General features: G+C 58.3%; 18 protein-coding genes. All 18 read right to left on the bottom strand.

Going from position 1 to position 18,092, the window contains the following annotated elements; all coding sequences use genetic code 11:
• Positions 1–42: 42 nt before the first annotated feature.
• On the bottom strand, positions 43–930 hold the full coding sequence (gene motD, locus RYB66_RS18530; protein WP_004664478.1) for a flagellar motor protein MotD: 888 nt from the start codon (positions 928–930) through the stop codon (positions 43–45).
• Between the two features lie 6 nt (positions 931–936).
• A complete protein-coding gene (locus RYB66_RS18525; RefSeq protein WP_002554266.1) occupies positions 937–1,677 on the bottom strand; it encodes a flagellar motor protein in 741 nt (246 codons plus the stop codon).
• The gene (locus RYB66_RS18520; RefSeq protein ID WP_002554267.1) at positions 1,677–2,840 is read right to left on the bottom strand and encodes a chemotaxis response regulator protein-glutamate methylesterase; all 1,164 of its coding nucleotides are present in this window, start codon (positions 2,838–2,840) and stop codon (positions 1,677–1,679) included. Before RYB66_RS18520 ends, RYB66_RS18525 begins: the two co-directional genes overlap by 1 nt.
• 50 nt (positions 2,841–2,890) lie before the next feature.
• Positions 2,891–5,155 (bottom strand): chemotaxis protein CheA, encoded by a 2,265-nt coding sequence (locus tag RYB66_RS18515; RefSeq protein ID WP_005744580.1) that lies wholly within the window; start codon positions 5,153–5,155, stop codon positions 2,891–2,893.
• A gap of 33 nt (positions 5,156–5,188) precedes the next feature.
• The gene (locus RYB66_RS18510) at positions 5,189–5,974 is read right to left on the bottom strand and encodes a protein phosphatase CheZ (protein WP_002554269.1); all 786 of its coding nucleotides are present in this window, start codon (positions 5,972–5,974) and stop codon (positions 5,189–5,191) included.
• 19 nt (positions 5,975–5,993) lie between these two features.
• Entirely contained in the window at positions 5,994–6,368 is a 375-nt protein-coding gene (locus RYB66_RS18505) for a chemotaxis response regulator CheY (RefSeq protein WP_011169086.1), read from the bottom strand.
• Positions 6,369–6,620: 252 nt separating this feature from the next.
• Positions 6,621–7,361 carry an RNA polymerase sigma factor FliA gene (gene fliA, locus RYB66_RS18500; RefSeq protein ID WP_002554271.1) on the bottom strand — a complete coding sequence of 247 codons (741 nt, stop codon included), beginning with the start codon at positions 7,359–7,361 and terminating at the stop codon, positions 6,621–6,623.
• Positions 7,358–8,191, bottom strand: a complete 834-nt coding sequence (gene fleN / locus RYB66_RS18495) for a flagellar synthesis regulator FleN (RefSeq protein WP_003412391.1) — start codon at positions 8,189–8,191, stop codon at positions 7,358–7,360. Before fleN ends, fliA begins: the two co-directional genes overlap by 4 nt.
• A 115-nt stretch (positions 8,192–8,306) precedes the next feature.
• Positions 8,307–9,635, bottom strand: a complete 1,329-nt coding sequence (gene flhF, locus RYB66_RS18490; RefSeq protein WP_316895108.1) for a flagellar biosynthesis protein FlhF — start codon at positions 9,633–9,635, stop codon at positions 8,307–8,309.
• Positions 9,636–9,646: 11 nt separating this feature from the next.
• Positions 9,647–11,776, bottom strand: coding sequence for a flagellar biosynthesis protein FlhA (flhA, locus tag RYB66_RS18485; RefSeq protein ID WP_002554274.1), 2,130 nt, complete (start codon positions 11,774–11,776; stop codon positions 9,647–9,649).
• A 477-nt stretch (positions 11,777–12,253) separates the two neighbouring features.
• Positions 12,254–13,390 (bottom strand): flagellar biosynthesis protein FlhB, encoded by a 1,137-nt coding sequence (gene flhB / locus RYB66_RS18480; protein ID WP_002554275.1) that lies wholly within the window; start codon positions 13,388–13,390, stop codon positions 12,254–12,256.
• 1 nt (position 13,391) lies between these two features.
• Positions 13,392–14,177 carry a flagellar biosynthetic protein FliR gene (gene fliR, locus RYB66_RS18475; protein ID WP_002554276.1) on the bottom strand — a complete coding sequence of 262 codons (786 nt, stop codon included), beginning with the start codon at positions 14,175–14,177 and terminating at the stop codon, positions 13,392–13,394.
• Between the two features lie 6 nt (positions 14,178–14,183).
• Entirely contained in the window at positions 14,184–14,453 is a 270-nt protein-coding gene (locus RYB66_RS18470) for a flagellar biosynthetic protein FliQ (protein ID WP_002554277.1), read from the bottom strand.
• Positions 14,454–14,478: 25 nt separating this feature from the next.
• Positions 14,479–15,231 carry a flagellar type III secretion system pore protein FliP gene (gene fliP / locus RYB66_RS18465; RefSeq protein ID WP_002554278.1) on the bottom strand — a complete coding sequence of 251 codons (753 nt, stop codon included), beginning with the start codon at positions 15,229–15,231 and terminating at the stop codon, positions 14,479–14,481.
• Positions 15,231–15,671 (bottom strand): flagellar biosynthetic protein FliO, encoded by a 441-nt coding sequence (fliO, locus tag RYB66_RS18460; RefSeq protein ID WP_004664467.1) that lies wholly within the window; start codon positions 15,669–15,671, stop codon positions 15,231–15,233. Before fliO ends, fliP begins: the two co-directional genes overlap by 1 nt.
• Positions 15,672–16,130 (bottom strand): flagellar motor switch protein FliN, encoded by a 459-nt coding sequence (gene fliN / locus RYB66_RS18455; RefSeq protein ID WP_002554280.1) that lies wholly within the window; start codon positions 16,128–16,130, stop codon positions 15,672–15,674.
• Between the two features lie 61 nt (positions 16,131–16,191).
• Entirely contained in the window at positions 16,192–17,160 is a 969-nt protein-coding gene (gene fliM / locus RYB66_RS18450) for a flagellar motor switch protein FliM (protein WP_002554281.1), read from the bottom strand.
• 9 nt (positions 17,161–17,169) lie between these two features.
• On the bottom strand, positions 17,170–17,670 hold the full coding sequence (gene fliL / locus RYB66_RS18445) for a flagellar basal body-associated protein FliL (RefSeq protein WP_002554282.1): 501 nt from the start codon (positions 17,668–17,670) through the stop codon (positions 17,170–17,172).
• Positions 17,671–18,092: the final 422 nt, after the last annotated feature.

The following is an 18,092-nucleotide window of genomic DNA, read 5'->3' as shown; positions in this document are numbered from 1 at the left end:
ATGTTTTTCCTTGCGTACAGCAACGACCATACCGATACGATGTTAGGGGGCAGGTGACGGAGAATTGACGGCGTTCGCACGTACCGGCGGCTTTGCTGGCACCGGTGCAGTTTGTGTGCCAGCACGCCTCAGTGCAGCATCCGGTTGCACATTGGCCGACCCTGAACTGGTCAGGCTGCGACGCACATCCAGATTTCGCGAGATGACCAGCACTACGCGGCGGTTCTTGGCGCGTCCGGCGGCAGTGGTATTGGGCGCGATCGGTTGAAACTCACCGTAGCCCACAGAGGCCAGTCGCGCTGGATTGACACCGTCCATCGCCAGCATGCGCACAATGCTGGCAGATCGAGCCGAAGACAGTTCCCAGTTGGTCGGAAACTGCGCAGTGCTGATCGGCTGGTCGTCAGTGAAGCCTTCAACGTGTATGGGATTGTCGAAGCGTTTGACGATTCCGGAAACCTTTTCAATGATCGTGAAGGCCTTGTCGCTGGGTATGGCGTCGCCGCTGACGAACAACAGGCTGGAGTTGAGTTCGATCTCGATCCATAACTCGTTGCCGCGCACCGTCATCTGATCGGACTTGATCAGGTCGCCGAACGCATCGCGAACATCCTGAGCGATGGTCTGCAGCGGATCATCAGAAGCCTGGCCAATTCCGGCATCGGTCTGTTCGCTGTCCTTGACCAGCGGCTCGGCGGGCTTTACCGAGACCGGGCGCTGCTCACCAATAGGGATCGGTTTCATAGTGCGCTCGGTATCGTTGAATACGCCAACCAGTGCCTGGGACAGAATCTTGTATTTGCCTTCGTTGACCGAGGAAATCGAGTACATCACCACGAAAAAAGCGAACAGCAGGGTAATGAAGTCGGCATACGACACCAGCCAGCGTTCATGATTTTCGTGTTCTTCGGCCTGACGTCGGCGAGCCATGCGCTGTTACTCCATGAAGCCTTGCAGCTTGAGTTCGATGGAGCGCGGGTTTTCACCCTCGGCGATGGACAGCAAGCCTTCAAGCAGCATTTCGCGGTAACGCGACTGACGGTGGGCAATGCCTTTAAGCTTGTTGGCCACCGGCAGCAGAATCAAGTTGGCCATTGCAACGCCATAAATGGTGGCAACAAAAGCCACCGCAATCCCACTGCCCAGTTGGCTCGGGTCGGCCAGGTTGCCCATGACGTGAATCAGACCCATTACCGCACCGATGATGCCCACGGTCGGCGCATAGCCGCCCATGCTTTCGAATACCTTGGCAGCCTGAATATCGCGGGTTTCCTGAGTGATGAAATCCACTTCAAGAATGCTCCGGATCGCTGCAGGTTCGGCACCATCGACCAACAGTTGCAAGCCTTTGCGGGCATAACTGTCAGGTTCGGAATCGGCGACCGTTTCCAGACCGAGCAAGCCTTCCTTGCGGGCGGTCATGCTCCAGCCGATCACCCGGTCGACACCGCCGGGCAGATCGATACGAGGCGGGAAAATGATCCAGCGGATGATTTTCATGGCACGCATGAACGCGCTCATCGGTGACTGCAACAGCGACGCACCCAGTGTGCCGCCCAGTACAATCAGGGCTGCCGGGCCATTGAGCAACGCACCGAGATGTCCGCCTTCAAGAAAGTTGCCGCCAATGATCGCGACAAACGCCAGGATCAGGCCGATAAGACTGAGTACATCCATCAGAGACAGGCCTCTACCAGGTGGCGACCTATGTCATCCAGACTGTAGATCGCATCTGCAAGCTCAGCCTTGACGATTGCCATCGGCATGCCGTAAATGACGCAGCTCGCTTCGTCCTGCGCCCATACGGTACTGCCCGCCTGCTTGAGCAGGCGCGCGCCCTCACGGCCATCGGCACCCATGCCGGTCAATACCACCGACAGCACCTTGTCACCGTAGGACTTGGCGGCAGAGCCAAAGGTGATATCTACACAAGGTTTGTAATTCAGGCGCTCGTCACCCGGCAGAATCTTCACCGTACCGCGCGCATCCACCATCATCTGCTTGCCGCCCGGTGCCAGCAACGCCAGACCAGGGCGCAGAACGTCGCCGTCCTCTGCTTCCTTGACGCTGATCTTGCACAGCTTGTCGAGACGCTCGGCAAAGGCCTTGGTGAAGGCCGCAGGCATGTGTTGAATCAGCACCAGCGGTGCCGGAAAGCTGGCTGGCAACTGGGTAAGTACCCGTTGCAACGCAACCGGGCCACCGGTTGAGGTGCCGATGGCCACCAGTTTGTATGCCTTGCGCTTGGGCGTGCCTGAGGTGGTCGGGTGTGCCGGAGCATGGTGAGCATGAGCCGCAGGGGCCGTGGCAGGCGCTGCAGTGCGCGTCGGCACGGCACGGGCTGGCGCGGTGGTGGGCGCAGGTGCACGGCTGGACGACGTCGGCGCTGCCGGTGCAGCCGCCGATGCAGCGCTGGCCGCACCAAACCCGCTTGAACGGCGGTTACTGCGCGAAATGCTGTTGATCTTCTCGCACAGCAGTTGTTTGACCTTCTGCGGGTTGCGCGAGATATCTTCGAAATTCTTGGGCAGGAAATCCACGGCACCGGCGTCCAGAGCATCCAGCGTCACGCGCGCACCTTCGTGCGTCAGCGACGAGAACATCAATACCGGGGTGGGGATACGCTGCATGATATGACGAACTGCCGTAATGCCATCCATCATCGGCATTTCGTAGTCCATGGTGATGACATCAGGTTTGAGCGCCAGCGCCTGCTCAATCGCTTCCTTGCCGTTGGTGGCGGTGCCAACCACTACAATGTTGGGGTCCGAAGAAAGAATTTCCGTAACACGGCGGCGGAAAAAACCGGAATCATCCACCACCAGGACCTTGACTGCCATAAACACTCCAATAGGTGTTGCAGGCAGCCAGGCTGCCCGCACCCCCGGGTTCAGATACGCCGTGCGGCGTAACGCTTGAGCATGCTGGGTACATCGAGAATCAAGGCGATGCGACCGTCACCGGTGATGGTGGCGCCCGACATGCCTGGCGTACCTTGCAGCATCTTGCCCAGCGGTTTGATAACCACTTCTTCCTGGCCGACCAGTTGATCGACAACGAAGCCGATGCGCTGGGTGCCGACCGTCAGGATCACGACGTGCCCTTCTCGCTGCTCTTCATGAGCCGCCGAACTGACCAGCCAGCGCTTGAGATAGAACAGCGGCAAGGCTTTGTCACGTACGATCACCACTTCCTGACCGTCAACCACGTTGGTAGTGGACAGGTTCAGGTGGAAGATTTCGTTGACGTTGACCAACGGGAAGGCAAAAGCCTGGTTGCCCAGCATCACCATCAGGGTCGGCATGATCGCCAGGGTCAACGGGACCTTGATGACAATCTTGGAACCCTGGCCCTTGGTCGAGTAGATGTTGATCGAGCCGTTGAGCTGGGAGATCTTGGTTTTAACCACGTCCATGCCCACACCGCGACCTGACACATCGGAAATCTCGGTCTTGGTCGAGAAGCCCGGTGCAAAGATCAGGTTGTAGCAATCGGTGTCGCTCAACCGATCGGCTGCATCCTTGTCCATGACACCACGTTTGACCGCAATCGAGCGCAACACGTTGGGGTCCATACCCTTGCCGTCATCGGAAATCGACAGCAGGATATGGTCGCCTTCCTGCTCTGCCGAAAGAATTACCTTGCCGCCGCGGGACTTGCCCGAGGCTTCGCGTTCTTCCGGCGTTTCGATACCGTGGTCGACCGCGTTGCGCACCAAGTGGACCAGCGGGTCGGCAAGCGCCTCTACGAGGTTCTTGTCGAGGTCGGTTTCTTCGCCGACCAGTTCCAGATTGATCTCTTTCTTGAGCTGGCGAGCCAGGTCACGTACCAGACGCGGGAAGCGACCAAAGACTTTCTTGATCGGCTGCATACGGGTCTTCATGACCGCGGTCTGCAGGTCGGCAGTGACCACATCCAGGTTGGAAACCGCCTTGGACATGGCTTCATCGCCGCTGTTGAGACCCAGACGCACCAGGCGGTTACGTACCAGCACCAGCTCGCCGACCATGTTCATGATCTCGTCCAGTCGGGCGGTATCCACACGAACCGTGGTTTCGGCTTCAGTCGCAACCGGCTTTTCACCAGTGGGTGCAGGAGCGCGTGCAGGTGCTGGAGCAGGCTTGGCGGGCTCGGCCTTTGCCGCAGGTACAGGCGCCGCAGCAGGCTTGGCAGCCGGTGGCGGAGCAGCAGCTATGGCAGCTGCCGGAGCAGGTGCCTTGGCAACGACCGCATCAGGCTCGAACTTGCCTTTGCCATGCAGTTCGTCGAGCAGGCTTTCAAATTCGTGATCGGTAATTTCGTCCGATGCCGCAGCAGCAGAGGGTGCCTTGGCAGCAACGGCCGCAGGTGCAGGTGCAGCAGCAGCCGTAGCGGCTATGGCACCGTCAAACGAGCCCTTGCCATGCAGTTGATCAAGCAAGGCTTCGAATTCGTCGTCGGTGATTTCATCGCCGGCAGGCGCTGCACCCTTGCTCTGTGCAGCAGGTGCCGGGGCTGGAGCGGCTACAGCATCGGCCGCAAACTTGCCCTTGCCATGCAACTGATCAAGCAGGGATTCAAATTCCTGATCGGTAATTTCATCGCCAGCTGGCGCGACCGCAGGTGCCGCTGATGGTGCCGCAGACACCGGACTGGTGCCGTGCAGCGAATCGAGCAGTTGCTCGAACTCATCATCGGTAATGTCATCGCTGGCCGCTTGCTCGGCAACCGGAGCCTCGGCTTCAACCACCGGCTCGGGCTCGGGCGCTGCGACTTCGTCGGCAGATTGTGGCTCGGCCAGTCGCGAAAGCGCAGCCAGCAGTTCTGGCGTCGCCGCAGTTACGTCAGTCCGTTCACGTACCTGACCGAACATGCTGTTGACGGTGTCCAGAGCTTCCAGGACCACATCCATCAGTTCGGAATCAACGCGACGCTCACCCTTGCGAAGGATGTCGAACACGTTTTCGGCGATGTGGCAGCACTCCACCAGCTCATGGAGCTGGAGGAAGCCGGCGCCCCCTTTTACAGTGTGAAAACCGCGAAAAATTGCATTGAGCAGATCAGCATCATCCGGTCGGCTTTCCAGCTCGACCAATTGCTCTGACAACTGCTCCAGAATTTCGCCGGCCTCTACCAGAAAATCCTGAAGGATTTCTTCATCGGCGCCGAAGCTCATGGGGTGCTCCCTAAAATTAACCGTCAACAGATCTTAGAAGCCGAGGCTCGATAGCAGATCGTCTACATCATCCTGTCCGGATACGACGTCTTCACGTTTATCGGCATGAATCTGCGGACCTTCACCCTTGGCGAGATGTTTTTTAGGATCTTTTTCAGCAAGGATGGATTCTTCGTCATGTTCGATGCCTGCGAAGCGATCGACATGGCTGGCCATGAGCACCAGTTTGAGCAGATTGCTCTCGACTTCCGTAACCAATTGCGTCACGCGCTTGATAACCTGCCCCGTAAGGTCCTGGTAATCCTGGGCAAGCAAAATATCGTTGAGATGCCCGGAAACCCTATCGGCCTCCTGCTCGGTGCGCGTCAGAAAACCATCGACCCGCTTGGCCAGCTCACGGAATTCTTCAGCACCGATTTCGCGGCGCATGAAACGACCCCAGTCGTCACTCAATGCCTTGGCATCGGAGCTCAGACCGCTCATGAGCGGTGTGCTTTCCTCGACCAGGTCCATAGTGCGGTTGGCCGCATTCTCGGTCAGCCTCACCACATACGACAGGCGTTCGGTCGCGTCGGTGATCTGCGACACTTCCTCGGCTTGAGGCATGTGCGGATCAATATGAAAGTTGACGATTGCACTGTGCAGCTCACGAGTCAGCTTGCCCACTTCCTGATAAAGGCCGCGGTCGCGTGTCTGGTTGAGTTCATGGATCAGCTGCACAGCGTCACCGAAGCGGCCCTTTTCAAGGCTGGTGACGAGTTCCTGCGCGTGTCTCTTTAAGGTCGACTCAAAGTCGGCCATCGAATCATTGTTATCCATAGCGCCCTCGCGGCATGCATCAGCTATTGACGCGTTCAAAGATCTTTTCGATCTTCTCTTTAAGCGCTTGAGCCGTGAATGGCTTGACTACATAACCGTTCACCCCGGCCTGGGCAGCTTCAATGATCTGCTCACGCTTCGCTTCGGCAGTAACCATCAGTACAGGAAGGCTCTTGAGACGCTCGTCCGCACGGACCTGACGCAACAAGTCGATACCGGTCATGCCAGGCATGTTCCAGTCCGTCACCAGAAAGTCAAAGGCACCGCTCTGCAGCATCGGCAATGCGGTCAGACCGTCATCCGCTTCAGATGTGTTGGTAAATCCCAGATCACGCAACAGATTCTTGATGATCCGCCGCATCGTTGAGAAGTCATCAACGATGAGGATTTTCATGTTCTTGTCCAATTCGACCTCCAAGCAGTCTTTAACGCGTTCAGCACCTGAACACGCTGTTCACTCAATACTGGCACAGCACACCCCCAGCTATACGAAACGACGACGGGCTTGGCACAACGACAGTCAAGACTGCGACTAAAGCCCATCGAGACATTGCCCGACAGGCCCTTGCCTCGTCTATCCTGCTACCACGTAACGCTTTGCACAGCCGGCATGCAGACAACGCACGACAAACGTCGCGCACTGCCGTCAACGCGCTCGCCACTCCCCCAAACGCCCCCGCAAACGAGCTGCGCACTGGCTGTGTAACTGACTGACCCGAGATTCGCTGACCCCAAGAACCTCTCCGATTTCCTTGAGGTTCAGCTCTTCGTCGTAGTACAGCGCCAACACCAGACGCTCACGCTCTGGCAAATTGGCAATTGCATCGGCCAACGCTGCCTGGAAGCGCTCGTCTTCCAGGTCGCGCGACGGCTCAAGCGAACCGCTTGCGCCATCCTCATGCAGCCCTTCGTGATCGCCGTCCTGAAGCAGGTCGTCGAAACTGAAGAGGCGGCTGCCCAAGGTGTCATTCAAAATCCCGTAATAATCATCAAGACTCAACTGGAGTTCGGCCGCAACCTCGTGATCTTTAGCGTCACGGCCGGTTTTAGCTTCAATTGCACGAATTGCGTCACTGACCATTCGGGTATTGCGGTGCACTGAGCGTGGTGCCCAGTCGCCCTTGCGCACTTCATCCAGCATCGCACCACGAATGCGAATGCCGGCGTAGGTCTCGAAACTCGCACCTTTGGTTGAATCGTATTTGGTGGAGACTTCAAGCAGACCGATCATGCCAGCCTGGATCAGATCCTCGACCTGCACGCTGGCCGGCAAGCGCGCCAGCAGATGATAAGCGATACGCTTGACCAATGGCGCATAACGCTCGATCAACTCGTATTGCGAATTACGGGAAGCCTTGCTGTACATCTGGTAGCCGCTCGCAGTCATTGCACAGGCCCTGCACTGGTCTGGTGAACGAGTCGCTCAACGAAGAACTCGAGATGACCCCGCGGGTTGGCTGGCAGCGGCCAGGTATCAACCTTCTGGGCAATGGCCTTGAACGCCAGCGCACATTTGGATCGCGGGAATGCTTCGTAGACGGCGCGCTGTTTCTGTACGGCCTTGCGCACGCACTCGTCGTACGGCACGGCACCTACATACTGCAGCGCGACATCAAGAAAACGGTCCGTCACTTTGGTGAGTTTGGCGAACAGGTTGCGCCCTTCCTGCGGGCTCTGTGCCATGTTGGCCAGCACCCGGAAGCGGTTCATGCCGTAGTCGCGGTTGAGCAGTTTGATCAGGGCGTAGGCATCGGTGATCGACGTGGGCTCGTCGCACACCACCAGCAACACTTCCTGAGCGGCGCGCACGAAGCTGACCACCGATTCGCCGATACCGGCAGCCGTGTCAATCACCAGCACATCAAGGTTGTCGCCAATCTCGCTGAACGCCTGGATCAGGCCCGCATGCTGGGCCGGGGACAGATGCACCATGCTCTGGGTGCCAGAGGCGGCAGGCACGATACGCACCCCACCCGGCCCCTGCAACAGAACGTCGCGCAACTCGCAACGGCCCTCTATCACATCGGCAAGTGTACGTTTAGGCGTCAGCCCAAGCAGAACGTCGACATTGGCCAGACCCAGATCGGCGTCCAGCAGCATGACACGACGGCCAAGCTCGGCAAGGGCCAGTGAAAGATTCACTGACACGTTAGTCTTACCGACGCCACCTTTGCCACCGGTCACCGCGATAACCTGTACGGGATGCATGCTGCCCATGTTATTTCTTTACCTTGTCTTGCGTAGACCGAAACCACATCGAGGGCTGCACGTTCGCAAATGAACACCGCATGGCAGACCGTTGACGCAGGGACATTCCAATAATATCCATCACTTAACCCACTCTCTTGCCAGGGGTGTGATAGAGGTCAGCAAACATATCAGCCATCGCTTCCTCGCTCGGCTCATCCTGCATCTGCACACTCACCGCACGGCTCACCAGTTGATGACGACGCGGGGTGTGCAGGTCGTCAGGAATACGGGGTCCGTCCGTGAGGTAGGCCACAGGTAATTCATGACTGATCGCCAGGCTCAGGACTTCGCCAAGGCTGGCTGTTTCATCAAGCTTGGTCAGAATGCATCCGGCCAGGCCACAACGCTTGTAACTGTGATAAGCAGCGGTCAACACCTGCTTCTGGCTGGTGGTCGCCAGTACCAGGTAGTTACGCGACTTGATGCCACGCCCTGCCAGGCTTTCCAGTTGCATGCGCAGCGCAGGATCGCTGGCTTGCAGCCCGGCGGTGTCGATCAACACCACGCGCTTGCGCAGCAGCGGCTCCAGCGCCTGGACCAGCGACTGGCCAGGATCGACATGGGTAACCGGCACGTTGAGGATGCGCCCAAGGGTCTTGAGCTGCTCCTGTGCGCCGATGCGGAAACTGTCCATGCTGACCAGAGCGATATTCTGCGGACCGTACTTCAACACGTAACGTGCCGCCAGCTTGGCCAGCGTGGTGGTCTTGCCCATGCCGGCAGGCCCGACCATGGCAATGACTCCACCCTCTTCTAGCGGCTCGATGTCCGGTACGGCAATCATGCGCGCCAAATGGGCCAGCAACATGCGCCAGGCCTGACGAGGCTCGTCAATCTCCGGGATCATCGACAGCAGATCGCGCGACAGCGGGCCGGACAAACCGACACGTTGCAGGCGGCGCCACAGATTGGCCTGCTGCGGACGACTGCCCTGCAGCTGGTTCCAGGCCAGGGAGCCAAGCTGAACTTCCAGCAGCTCGCGCAAGCCGTTCAATTCGGAGCGCATCGAATCATAGGCGCGCTGGCCGACAGCAGGCTCTGCGGGCGCAGGCGGCGTGTACGCGAATGGTCGTAGCGGCTCTTCGAGCGTCGGCTCGATGTGCGTATCGACAGCGCTGACCGGTTTGCCGGAAAACAGCTGAAGATTGATCGACGCGTCACTGTCGCTGCGGTTGTTCAATTCGGCCTGAGCAGAGACGATGCGCGACTGGGTCTTGCGCAGCTCGTCTTCGAGCTCCATGTTCGGCACACGCGGTGCCAGGGCGGACAGCTTGTAATCCAGAGCGGCAGTCAGCTCTACGCCACCGGCAATGCGCCGGTTACCGATGATGGCCGCCTCGGCGCCCAGCTCATCGCGAACCAGTTTCATGGCTTGACGCATATCGGCGGCGAAAAATCGCTTAACTTGCATGACTCACTACCTCAGCCGTTCGGCCCGACAGTCGCTACGATGGTTACTTGCTTGTTGTCCGGAATTTCCTGATACGCCAGAACATGCATGTTCGGTACAGCCAATCGTCCAAATCGTGACAGCATCGCCCGGACAGGCCCTGCTACCAGAAGAATTACCGGCAACCCTTGCATCTCCTGACGCTGGGCGGCCTCAATCAACGAACGCTGGAGCTTCTCAGCCATGCTTGGCTCAAGAAGAACGCCTTCTTCCTGACCCTGACCAGCCTTCTGCAAACTATTGAGCAATATCTGTTCCAACCTTGGCTCCAGAGTGATAACAGGCAGCTCCGGCTCAACACCTACAATGCTTTGGACGATTGCGCGGCTCAGACCCACTCGCACGGCAGCCACCAAAGCGGCGGTATCTTGACTCTTGCCAGCGTTGTTGGCGATAGCTTCCGCAATGCTACGAATATCACGCACAGGTACATGCTCAGCCAGAAGCGCTTGCAGCACGTTGAGCAGCGAGGACAGGGACAGCACACCAGGGACCAGCTCTTCAGCCAGTTTGGGCGAGCTTTTGGCCAACAATTGCATTAACTGCTGGACTTCTTCGTGACCAATCAGCTCATGAGAGTGCTTATAGAGAATCTGGTTCAAGTGGGTTGCCACCACAGTACTGGCGTCCACTACGGTATAACCCAGCGACTGCGCCTGGCTGCGCTGGCTGATTTCGATCCAAACGGCCTCCAGACCAAACGCCGGGTCTCTGGCGGTGATGCCGTTCAGGGTGCCGAACACTTGACCGGGGTTGATCGCCAGCTCGCGATCCGGATAAATCTCGGCCTCGGCCAGAATCACGCCCATCAGCGTCAGACGGTAGGCGCTGGGTGCCAGATCAAGGTTGTCACGGATGTGTACGGTCGGCATCAGGAAGCCCAGCTCTTGCGACAGCTTCTTGCGCACGCCTTTGATACGCGCCAGCAGTTGACCACCCTGATTGCGGTCCACCAGCGGAATCAGGCGATAACCCACTTCCAGGCCGATGATGTCGATAGGGGTGACGTCATCCCAACCCAGCTCCTTGGCGTCCTGAACACGGGTCGGCGAAGGCAGCAGGTCCTGTTGGCGTTGCACTTCGGCCAGCGCCTCGACTTTCACCTGGTTCTCTTTCTTCCAGAGCAGATACGCACCACCCGCAGCCACCAGGCCGAGGCTGATGAAGGAGAAGTGCGGCATGCCCGGCACCAGCCCCATGACGATCATGATCGCAGCGGAAACTGCCAGTGCCTTGGGCGAGGCGAACATCTGACGATTGATCAGCTTGCCCATCTCTTCCGAACCGGAAGCGCGGGTCACCATGATCGCTGCGGCAGTGGACAGAAGCAGTGATGGCAATTGCGCCACCAAACCGTCACCGATGGTCAGCAGGGTATAAACGCGGCCTGCATCAGCGAACGTCATGTTGTGTTGCAGAATGCCGACCAGCATGCCGCCGATCAGGTTGATGAACAGAATCAGCAAACCGGCAATTGCATCGCCGCGCACGAATTTGCTGGCACCGTCCATGGAACCGTAGAACTCGGCTTCCTGAGCGACTTCAGCACGGCGGCGCTTGGCTTCTGGCTGATCGATGAGACCGGCGTTGAGGTCGGCGTCGATTGCCATCTGTTTGCCTGGCATCGCGTCGAGGGTGAAACGCGCGCTGACCTCGGAAATACGGCCGGCACCTTTGGTGATTACTACGAAGTTGATGATCATCAGAATCGCGAACACCACGATACCGACAACATAGTTACCACCGATCACCACCTCACCGAAGGCCTGAATCACCTTGCCCGCAGCCGCGTGACCGTCCTGACCGTGAAGCATGACCACTCGCGTGGAAGCAACGTTCAGTGCCAGACGCAACAGCGTGGCGACCAGCAGAATGGTTGGAAACACCGAGAAGTCCAGCGGCCGCAGAGCGTAAACACACACCAGCAACACGACGATGGACAGGGCAATGTTGAACGTGAAGAACACGTCCAGCAGGAACGGCGGCATAGGCAACATCATCATTGCCATCATGACCAGCAACAACAGCGGAACGCCCAACTGACCACGGCCCAGGCCAGTGATATTGCTGCGTGCGCTACTGAATATCTGAGAACGATCCACTGATTGTTTACCTGCGCACTAGATCAAAACATTGACGCCGATGGCGACCTGTATCGACCCTGTTGCAAAAAGCTGTCCAACTTTTACAAAGCCAGTGCTGGTAAGGCTTTAAAGGCAGAATTAACGTGAAACCGGCATACCTTGCGCAGTCAGAAAATCTTCAAGAGCGGACGCAGAGCGTCCGGAACGGCATGCGACGCGGAGCGTCGCACGATAGTGAGATGATCGTTCCTCACGCTCTGCGTGGGCATCGCACAGAGCGGACGCAGAGCGCCCGGAACGGCATGCAATGCGGAGCGTCGCACGATAGTTGAGATGATCGTTCCTCACGCTCCAGCGTGGGAATGCCGTGGGTGACGCTCTGCGTCACAAATCTGCGCCGCACCACACGCCCAAGAGCGGACGCAGAGCTTCAGGAACCGCATACCCATGCGGAGCGCGAGCGCGACGGTGGTCTGCTGGCGACAAAGCAAAGGGCTACGCATCGCGCTGCAGGTCGGGCGGGATCTTGATGTCACCCAGTGGGTCTGGGCGCTTGCCTTGACCGGCGCGGAATTGGCGGATCTGGTAGACATAGGCCAGCACCTGGGCCACGGCCAGATAGAGCCCGGCAGGGATTTCCTGGTCCAGCTCGGTGCTGTAGTAGATGGAGCGGGCCAACGCCGCAGATTCCAGAATCAGTATCTGGTTATGCGCGCCGATTTCGCGAATCTTCAGCGCCACCAGGTCCGTACCCTTGGCCAGCAACATCGGCGCCCCGCCCTGCTCGGGATCGTATTTCAAGGCTACGGCAAAGTGCGTCGGGTTGGTAATAATGACATCTGCTTCCGGAATCGACGCCATCATCCGCCGCTGGGACATTTCGCGCTGCAACTGGCGAATACGCTGCTTAACCTCGGGGCTGCCCTCGCTGTTCTTATGCTCGTCGCGCACTTCCTGCTTGGTCATCAGCAACTTCTTGTGCGCCTCATACAGTACAAAGGGCACGTCGGCAGCAGCAATGAATATCAGACCACAGGCCATCCAGAAGCTGCTCCAGCCGACCACCAGCAGGCTGTGGATCATCGCCTGCTCCAATGGCTCATGAGCGATGGCCACCAGATCATTGCGCTCGTTACTCAAGACCACCAGCGCAACGGCGAGGATGATCAAAAACTTGCCGAAAGATTTGAGCAGCTCGACCAGCGCATGCGGTGAAAACATGCGTTTGAGCCCTGCCGCCGGGTTCATCCGGCTGAATTTGGGCATCAGCGATTTGGTTGCGAACAACCAGCCGCCGAGCATGATCGGCCCCACCAGCGCCGCCACCAGCATGGCGATCAGAAACGGCAGCATCACGACCAGCGCGTGCAGGCCGGAGCTGAGCAACGCCTTGCCCATGTATGACTGATCCATGAGCGTTTCGCGGCTGATCGTAAAATTGTCGCGCATCAGCTCGGACATCATCTGCGCAATGCCTGAGCCGAACATCAGCAACCCGCCCGCCCCCATCAGCATGACCACCAGCGTGGTCAGCTCCTTGGAGCGCGCAATCTGCCCATCCGCTCTGGAGTCCTTGACCTTTTTTTCCGTGGGGTCTTCTGTCTTGTCCTGGCCATTCTCGTTTTCTGCCATCTCAACGAGCCCTCACCATGTCGCGCAACGATTGCAGTGCCTGACTGGCAATCGGCTGATACTGATTGAGAATATCGCCCATGCTCATCCACAGGATGACCATGCCCAGCACGAGGGTCAGCGGGAAACCGATCGAGAAGATGTTGAGTTGCGGCGCTGCACGGGTCATGACGCCAAAAGCGATGTTGATGATCAGCAACGCAGTAATAGCAGGTAACACCAGCCTGAGTCCGGAACTCAACGCCCAGCCTAGCCCGTTCGCCAGCTCCCAGAAATTATTGACCAGCAGACCACCACCCACCGGCATCGTGGTGAAGCTTTCGACAAGCACTTCCAACACCACCAGATGGCCGTTCATGGACAAGAACAATAGCGTGACCAGCATGGTAAAAAACTGGCCGATAACAGCCGAAGATACGCCGTTGGTAGGGTCGACCATCGAGGCAAAGCCCATGCCCATCTGCGTCGAGATGATCTGCCCGGCGATCACGAAGATATGGAAAAACATCTGCAGGGACAGCCCCATGCCGGCACCGATGATGATCTGCTCGCCGATCAGCAACAGCCCACTGAGGTCAAGCGCCTGAACCGGCGGCATGGCTGGCAGCGCTGGAGCGACCACCACAGTGATGGCAAATGCGAGGTAAAGACGCACGCGCCGGGGAACCAGCGTGGTGCCGATCACCGGCATGGTCATCAGCAACGCGACGATACGAAACATCGGCAGCATGAAGCTCGCTACCCAGGTACTGATCTGGATATCGGTCAGCGCAAGCATCGGCTGCATGCGGCGCTAGCCGATCAGCGTCGGAATACTGGTGTACAACGACAGCATGTATTCCATGAAAATTTTCAGCAGCCAAGGGCCGATGACAATCAGCGTCACGAGCATGACCAACAGGCGCGGCAGGAAGCTCAGGGTCTGTTCGTTGATCTGCGTGGCCGCCTGAAACATCGCCACCAGCAGACCGCACAACAGGCTCGGCACCACAAGAATTGCGACCAGCACGGTGGTCAGCCACAGCGCCTCGCGAAACAGATCGACAGCTACTTCCGGCGTCATCGGGCAGACTCCTCAGTGAAACGGCTCATACGCCACCAAAACTGCCAGCCAGGGTGCCGACGATCAGCGCCCAGCCATCCACCAGCACGAACAGCATGATCTTGAACGGCAGCGAAATGATCAGCGGCGACAGCATCATCATACCCATCGCCATCAGCACACTGGCCACCACCAGATCGATGATCAGAAACGGAATGAAGATCATGAAGCCGATCTGAAACGCCGTCTTGAGCTCCGAAATCACGAACGCTGGAACCAGAATGGTCAGCGGCGCGGCATCCGGGGTGGGGATGTCGGTACGCTTGGACAGGCGCATGAACAGCTCAAGGTCACTGGTACGGGTTTGCGCCAGCATGAAATCCTTGATCGGCACCTGCGCCTTGGCGACTGCATCCTGTGCAGTGAGCTTTTCAGCCAGATAAGGCTGCAGCGCATCCTGATTCACGCGGTCGAAAACCGGCGCCATGATGAACATGGTCAGAAACAGCGCCATGCCCGTCAGGATCTGGTTGGAAGGTGTCTGCTGCAAACCGAGGGCCTGACGCAGAATCGAGAAGACGATGATGATCCGGGTGAAACTGGTCATCAGCATGACAAACGCCGGAATGAAGCTCAGCGCAGTCATGATCAGCAGGATCTGCAGACTGACCGAATACTCCTGCTGACCATCCGCACCATTGGACAGCGTGATCGCCGGTATCGATAGCGGATCGGCTGCCAGTACAGCAGGCGTCACCATGACCAGCAACAGCAGTATCACGAAACGCAGCGCGCCCATCACTTCTTGTCCTTATCCTTGCCCATCAGCTCCATCAGGCGCTGAGCGAATTCAGGGGTCGCCTGCTCACGCACTGGCACCTGTACCGGTTCCTTGAGCACATGCAGGGGCGTGATCCGCCCTGGCGTGATACCCAGCAAGATCTGTTCACTGCCGATCTGCACCAGCACCAACCGATCACGCGGACCGAGCGCGCGCGAACTCACCAATTCGATGACCTGACCATTGTTCGGCCCCACGCGCTGCACGCGGCGCATCAGCCATGCGAGCACGAAAATCAGACCGATCACCAGTATCAGACCGAACAGCAGCTGCACCACCTGCCCGCCCATACCGCCGGATACCGTATTGGCTACCTGCGCAGGTGCGGCCTGAGCAGCGGGCTCGGCAGCCCAGGCCAGCGACGGCAGGGTTAGCAGAACACTTAGCCAGCGCCTCATTTAGCGCAGCTTCTTGATGCGTTCGCTCGGGCTGATCACGTCGGTCAGACGGATGCCGAACTTCTCGTTGACCACCACCACCTCGCCATGCGCGATGAGCGTGCCGTTGACCAGCACATCCAGCGGTTCGCCAGCCAGGCGATCCAGCTCGATCACCGAGCCCTGGTTAAGCTGCAACAAGTTACGAATATTGATATCGGTGCTGCCCACTTCCATGGAGATCGACACCGGAATGTCGAGAATCACATCCAGGTTGGGACCGTCCAGAGAAACCGGACCCGTGCTTTTCGGCACGCTGCCGAACTCTTCCATGGTCATCCGGCTACCCGAATTCCCCGCATCCGCCGCCAGCAACGCATCGATATCAGCCTGACTGTCGCCAGCTTCGCCCAATGCAGCAGCCCACTCGTCGGCCAACGCCTGATCTTCAGCAGACGTCATATCGTTTTCATCAGCCATCAGTTGTCCTCTGCACGCAGTATTTCAGTTACGCAACAATTTCCGACGTTGACCAGACAGGTCAGCGTCGCGCTATGGGTTCGATTACTTGCAGGGCCATCTTGCCCTTGTGCGAGCCAAGCTTGACCTTGAATGACGGTACGCCATTGGCACGCATGACCAGCGACTCGCTCAGTTCCACCGGGATAACGTCACCAGGACGCATGTGCAGGATGTCCCGCAACGGCAACTGGCGCTGAGCGATGGTCGTGGTGAGCGGCACATTGACATCAAGAACGTCTTCCTTGAGCGCGTTGATCCAGCGCTCATCCTGATCGTCCAGATCCGACTGAAAACCGGCATCGAGCATTTCGCGGATCGGCTCGATCATCGAGTACGGCATGGTCACGTGCAGATCGCCGCCACCGCCATCCAGTTCGATATGGAAAGTGGAAATCACCACGGCCTCGCTCGGCCCGACGATGTTGGCCATGGCCGGGTTCACTTCCGAGTTGATGTACTCGAAGTTCACTTCCATGATGGCCTGCCAGGCTTCCTTGAGGTCGATGAACGCCTGATCCAGCACCATGCGCACGACGCGAAGTTCGGTCGGCGTGAACTCACGGCCTTCGATCTTGGCGTGACGGCCATCGCCACCGAAAAAGTTGTCCACCAGCTTGAACACCAGCTTGGCATCAAGGATGAACAGCGCAGTACCACGCAGCGGCTTGATCTTGGCCAGGTTGAGGCTGGTCGGCACGTACAGCGAATGCACGTACTCGCCGAACTTCATGACCTGAACGCCACCCACCGCCACGTCCGCCGAGCGGCGCAGCAGGTTGAACATGCTGATACGCGTGTAGCGGGCGAATCGCTCGTTGATCATTTCCAGCGTCGGCATGCGCCCGCGGACAATCCGGTCCTGACTGGTCAGGTCGTAGCTTTTGACGCTGCCAGGCTCGCTGACGGTGTCGGTCTGGACCATCCCGTCGTCGACGCCATGCAGCAGCGCGTCGATCTCATCCTGGGAGAGCAGGTCTTGCACGGCCATGTGAGAGTCCTACTGCAATACGAAGTTAGTGAAGAGCAGCTGTTCAATCACAGTCTTGCCGAGTTCTTTCTGTGCCACTTCCTGAATGCTCGCGGTCGCTTTCTGACGCAGCATTTCCTGGCCGATCGGCGAGGCCAGCGACTCAAAGGGTATAGCTGCAAACAGCATGACCAGGTTGTTGCGGATCAGCGGCATATGCGCCTTCAGCGCTTCCATGTCGGCGGCATTGCGCGCCAGCATGGTGATACTGACCTGCATATAGCGCTGGCGACCATTGGAGTTGAAGTTGACCACGAAGGCCGGGGTCATGGGTTCGAACACCGCCACTGGCTTGACGTTAGCTGCGGCAGCGGCAGCAGCCGGGTCTGGTGTGCTTTCGCTCTTGTGCATGAGGAACCAGGTCGCGCCCACCGACAAACCTACCGCCAGCAGCAACGCCACAACGGCGAGGATGATGAGCTTGAGTTTGCCTTTGGTTGCCGGGTCTTTAACTTCTTCGCTCTTCGCCATGCCAATAATCCGTCACTATTCAAGAGGTTCTTCAATACGTGACAGAGGCAGAGCAAGTGTTATGCCAGAGTTGTACGAGATGGAGATGTATTGGACACAACCGGTTACGCGGCTGGGCGCGGAGGGATGGTGATGCTTATATCAGTGCCGAATCAGCCCGACCCGGGAGCTGATGACTATCGTCCCCACGCTCCGCGTGGGAATGCCGTTCGTGACGCTCTGCGTCACACGGCAGTTCTGCGACTTCAAGTAGATTGGCGTTCGGCCCAGATTCTCGTTCCCACGCTCCGCGTGGTAATGCATTTCGTGACGCTCTGCGTCACACAGCGGTCCTGCGAGATCAGGTGGATTGGCGTTCGGCCCAGATTCTCGTTCCCACGCTCCGCGTGGTAATGCCTTTCGTGACGCTCTGCGTCACACAG

Source organism: Pseudomonas syringae group sp. 243L2 (assembly GCF_032587875.1).
GTDB classification, from domain to species: domain Bacteria; phylum Pseudomonadota; class Gammaproteobacteria; order Pseudomonadales; family Pseudomonadaceae; genus Aquipseudomonas; species Aquipseudomonas amygdali.
This window is presented reverse-complemented; position numbering and strand designations above follow the sequence as displayed.

Coding starts and splice junctions, on each gene's coding strand:
- fliL (WP_002554282.1), bottom strand. CDS start 17,670: ATGGCGAAGAGCGAAGAAGTTAAAGACCCGGCAACCAAAGGCAAACTC.
- RYB66_RS18515 (WP_005744580.1), bottom strand. CDS start 5,155: ATGAGCTTCGGCGCCGATGAAGAAATCCTTCAGGATTTTCTGGTAGAG.
- RYB66_RS18525 (WP_002554266.1), bottom strand. CDS start 1,677: ATGGATGTACTCAGTCTTATCGGCCTGATCCTGGCGTTTGTCGCGATC.
- RYB66_RS18510 (WP_002554269.1), bottom strand. CDS start 5,974: ATGGATAACAATGATTCGATGGCCGACTTTGAGTCGACCTTAAAGAGA.
- fliN (WP_002554280.1), bottom strand. CDS start 16,130: ATGGCTGATGAAAACGATATGACGTCTGCTGAAGATCAGGCGTTGGCC.
- motD (WP_004664478.1), bottom strand. CDS start 930: ATGGCTCGCCGACGTCAGGCCGAAGAACACGAAAATCATGAACGCTGG.
- fliP (WP_002554278.1), bottom strand. CDS start 15,231: ATGGGCGCGCTGCGTTTCGTGATACTGCTGTTGCTGGTCATGGTGACG.
- flhF (WP_316895108.1), bottom strand. CDS start 9,635: ATGCAAGTTAAGCGATTTTTCGCCGCCGATATGCGTCAAGCCATGAAA.
- fliO (WP_004664467.1), bottom strand. CDS start 15,671: ATGAGGCGCTGGCTAAGTGTTCTGCTAACCCTGCCGTCGCTGGCCTGG.
- RYB66_RS18520 (WP_002554267.1), bottom strand. CDS start 2,840: ATGGCAGTCAAGGTCCTGGTGGTGGATGATTCCGGTTTTTTCCGCCGC.
- fliR (WP_002554276.1), bottom strand. CDS start 14,177: ATGCAGCCGATGCTTGCGCTGACCGATATCCAGATCAGTACCTGGGTA.
- RYB66_RS18505 (WP_011169086.1), bottom strand. CDS start 6,368: ATGAAAATCCTCATCGTTGATGACTTCTCAACGATGCGGCGGATCATC.
- RYB66_RS18470 (WP_002554277.1), bottom strand. CDS start 14,453: ATGACGCCGGAAGTAGCTGTCGATCTGTTTCGCGAGGCGCTGTGGCTG.
- fleN (WP_003412391.1), bottom strand. CDS start 8,191: ATGGGCAGCATGCATCCCGTACAGGTTATCGCGGTGACCGGTGGCAAA.
- fliA (WP_002554271.1), bottom strand. CDS start 7,361: ATGACTGCGAGCGGCTACCAGATGTACAGCAAGGCTTCCCGTAATTCG.
- fliM (WP_002554281.1), bottom strand. CDS start 17,160: ATGGCCGTGCAAGACCTGCTCTCCCAGGATGAGATCGACGCGCTGCTG.
- flhB (WP_002554275.1), bottom strand. CDS start 13,390: ATGGCAGAAAACGAGAATGGCCAGGACAAGACAGAAGACCCCACGGAA.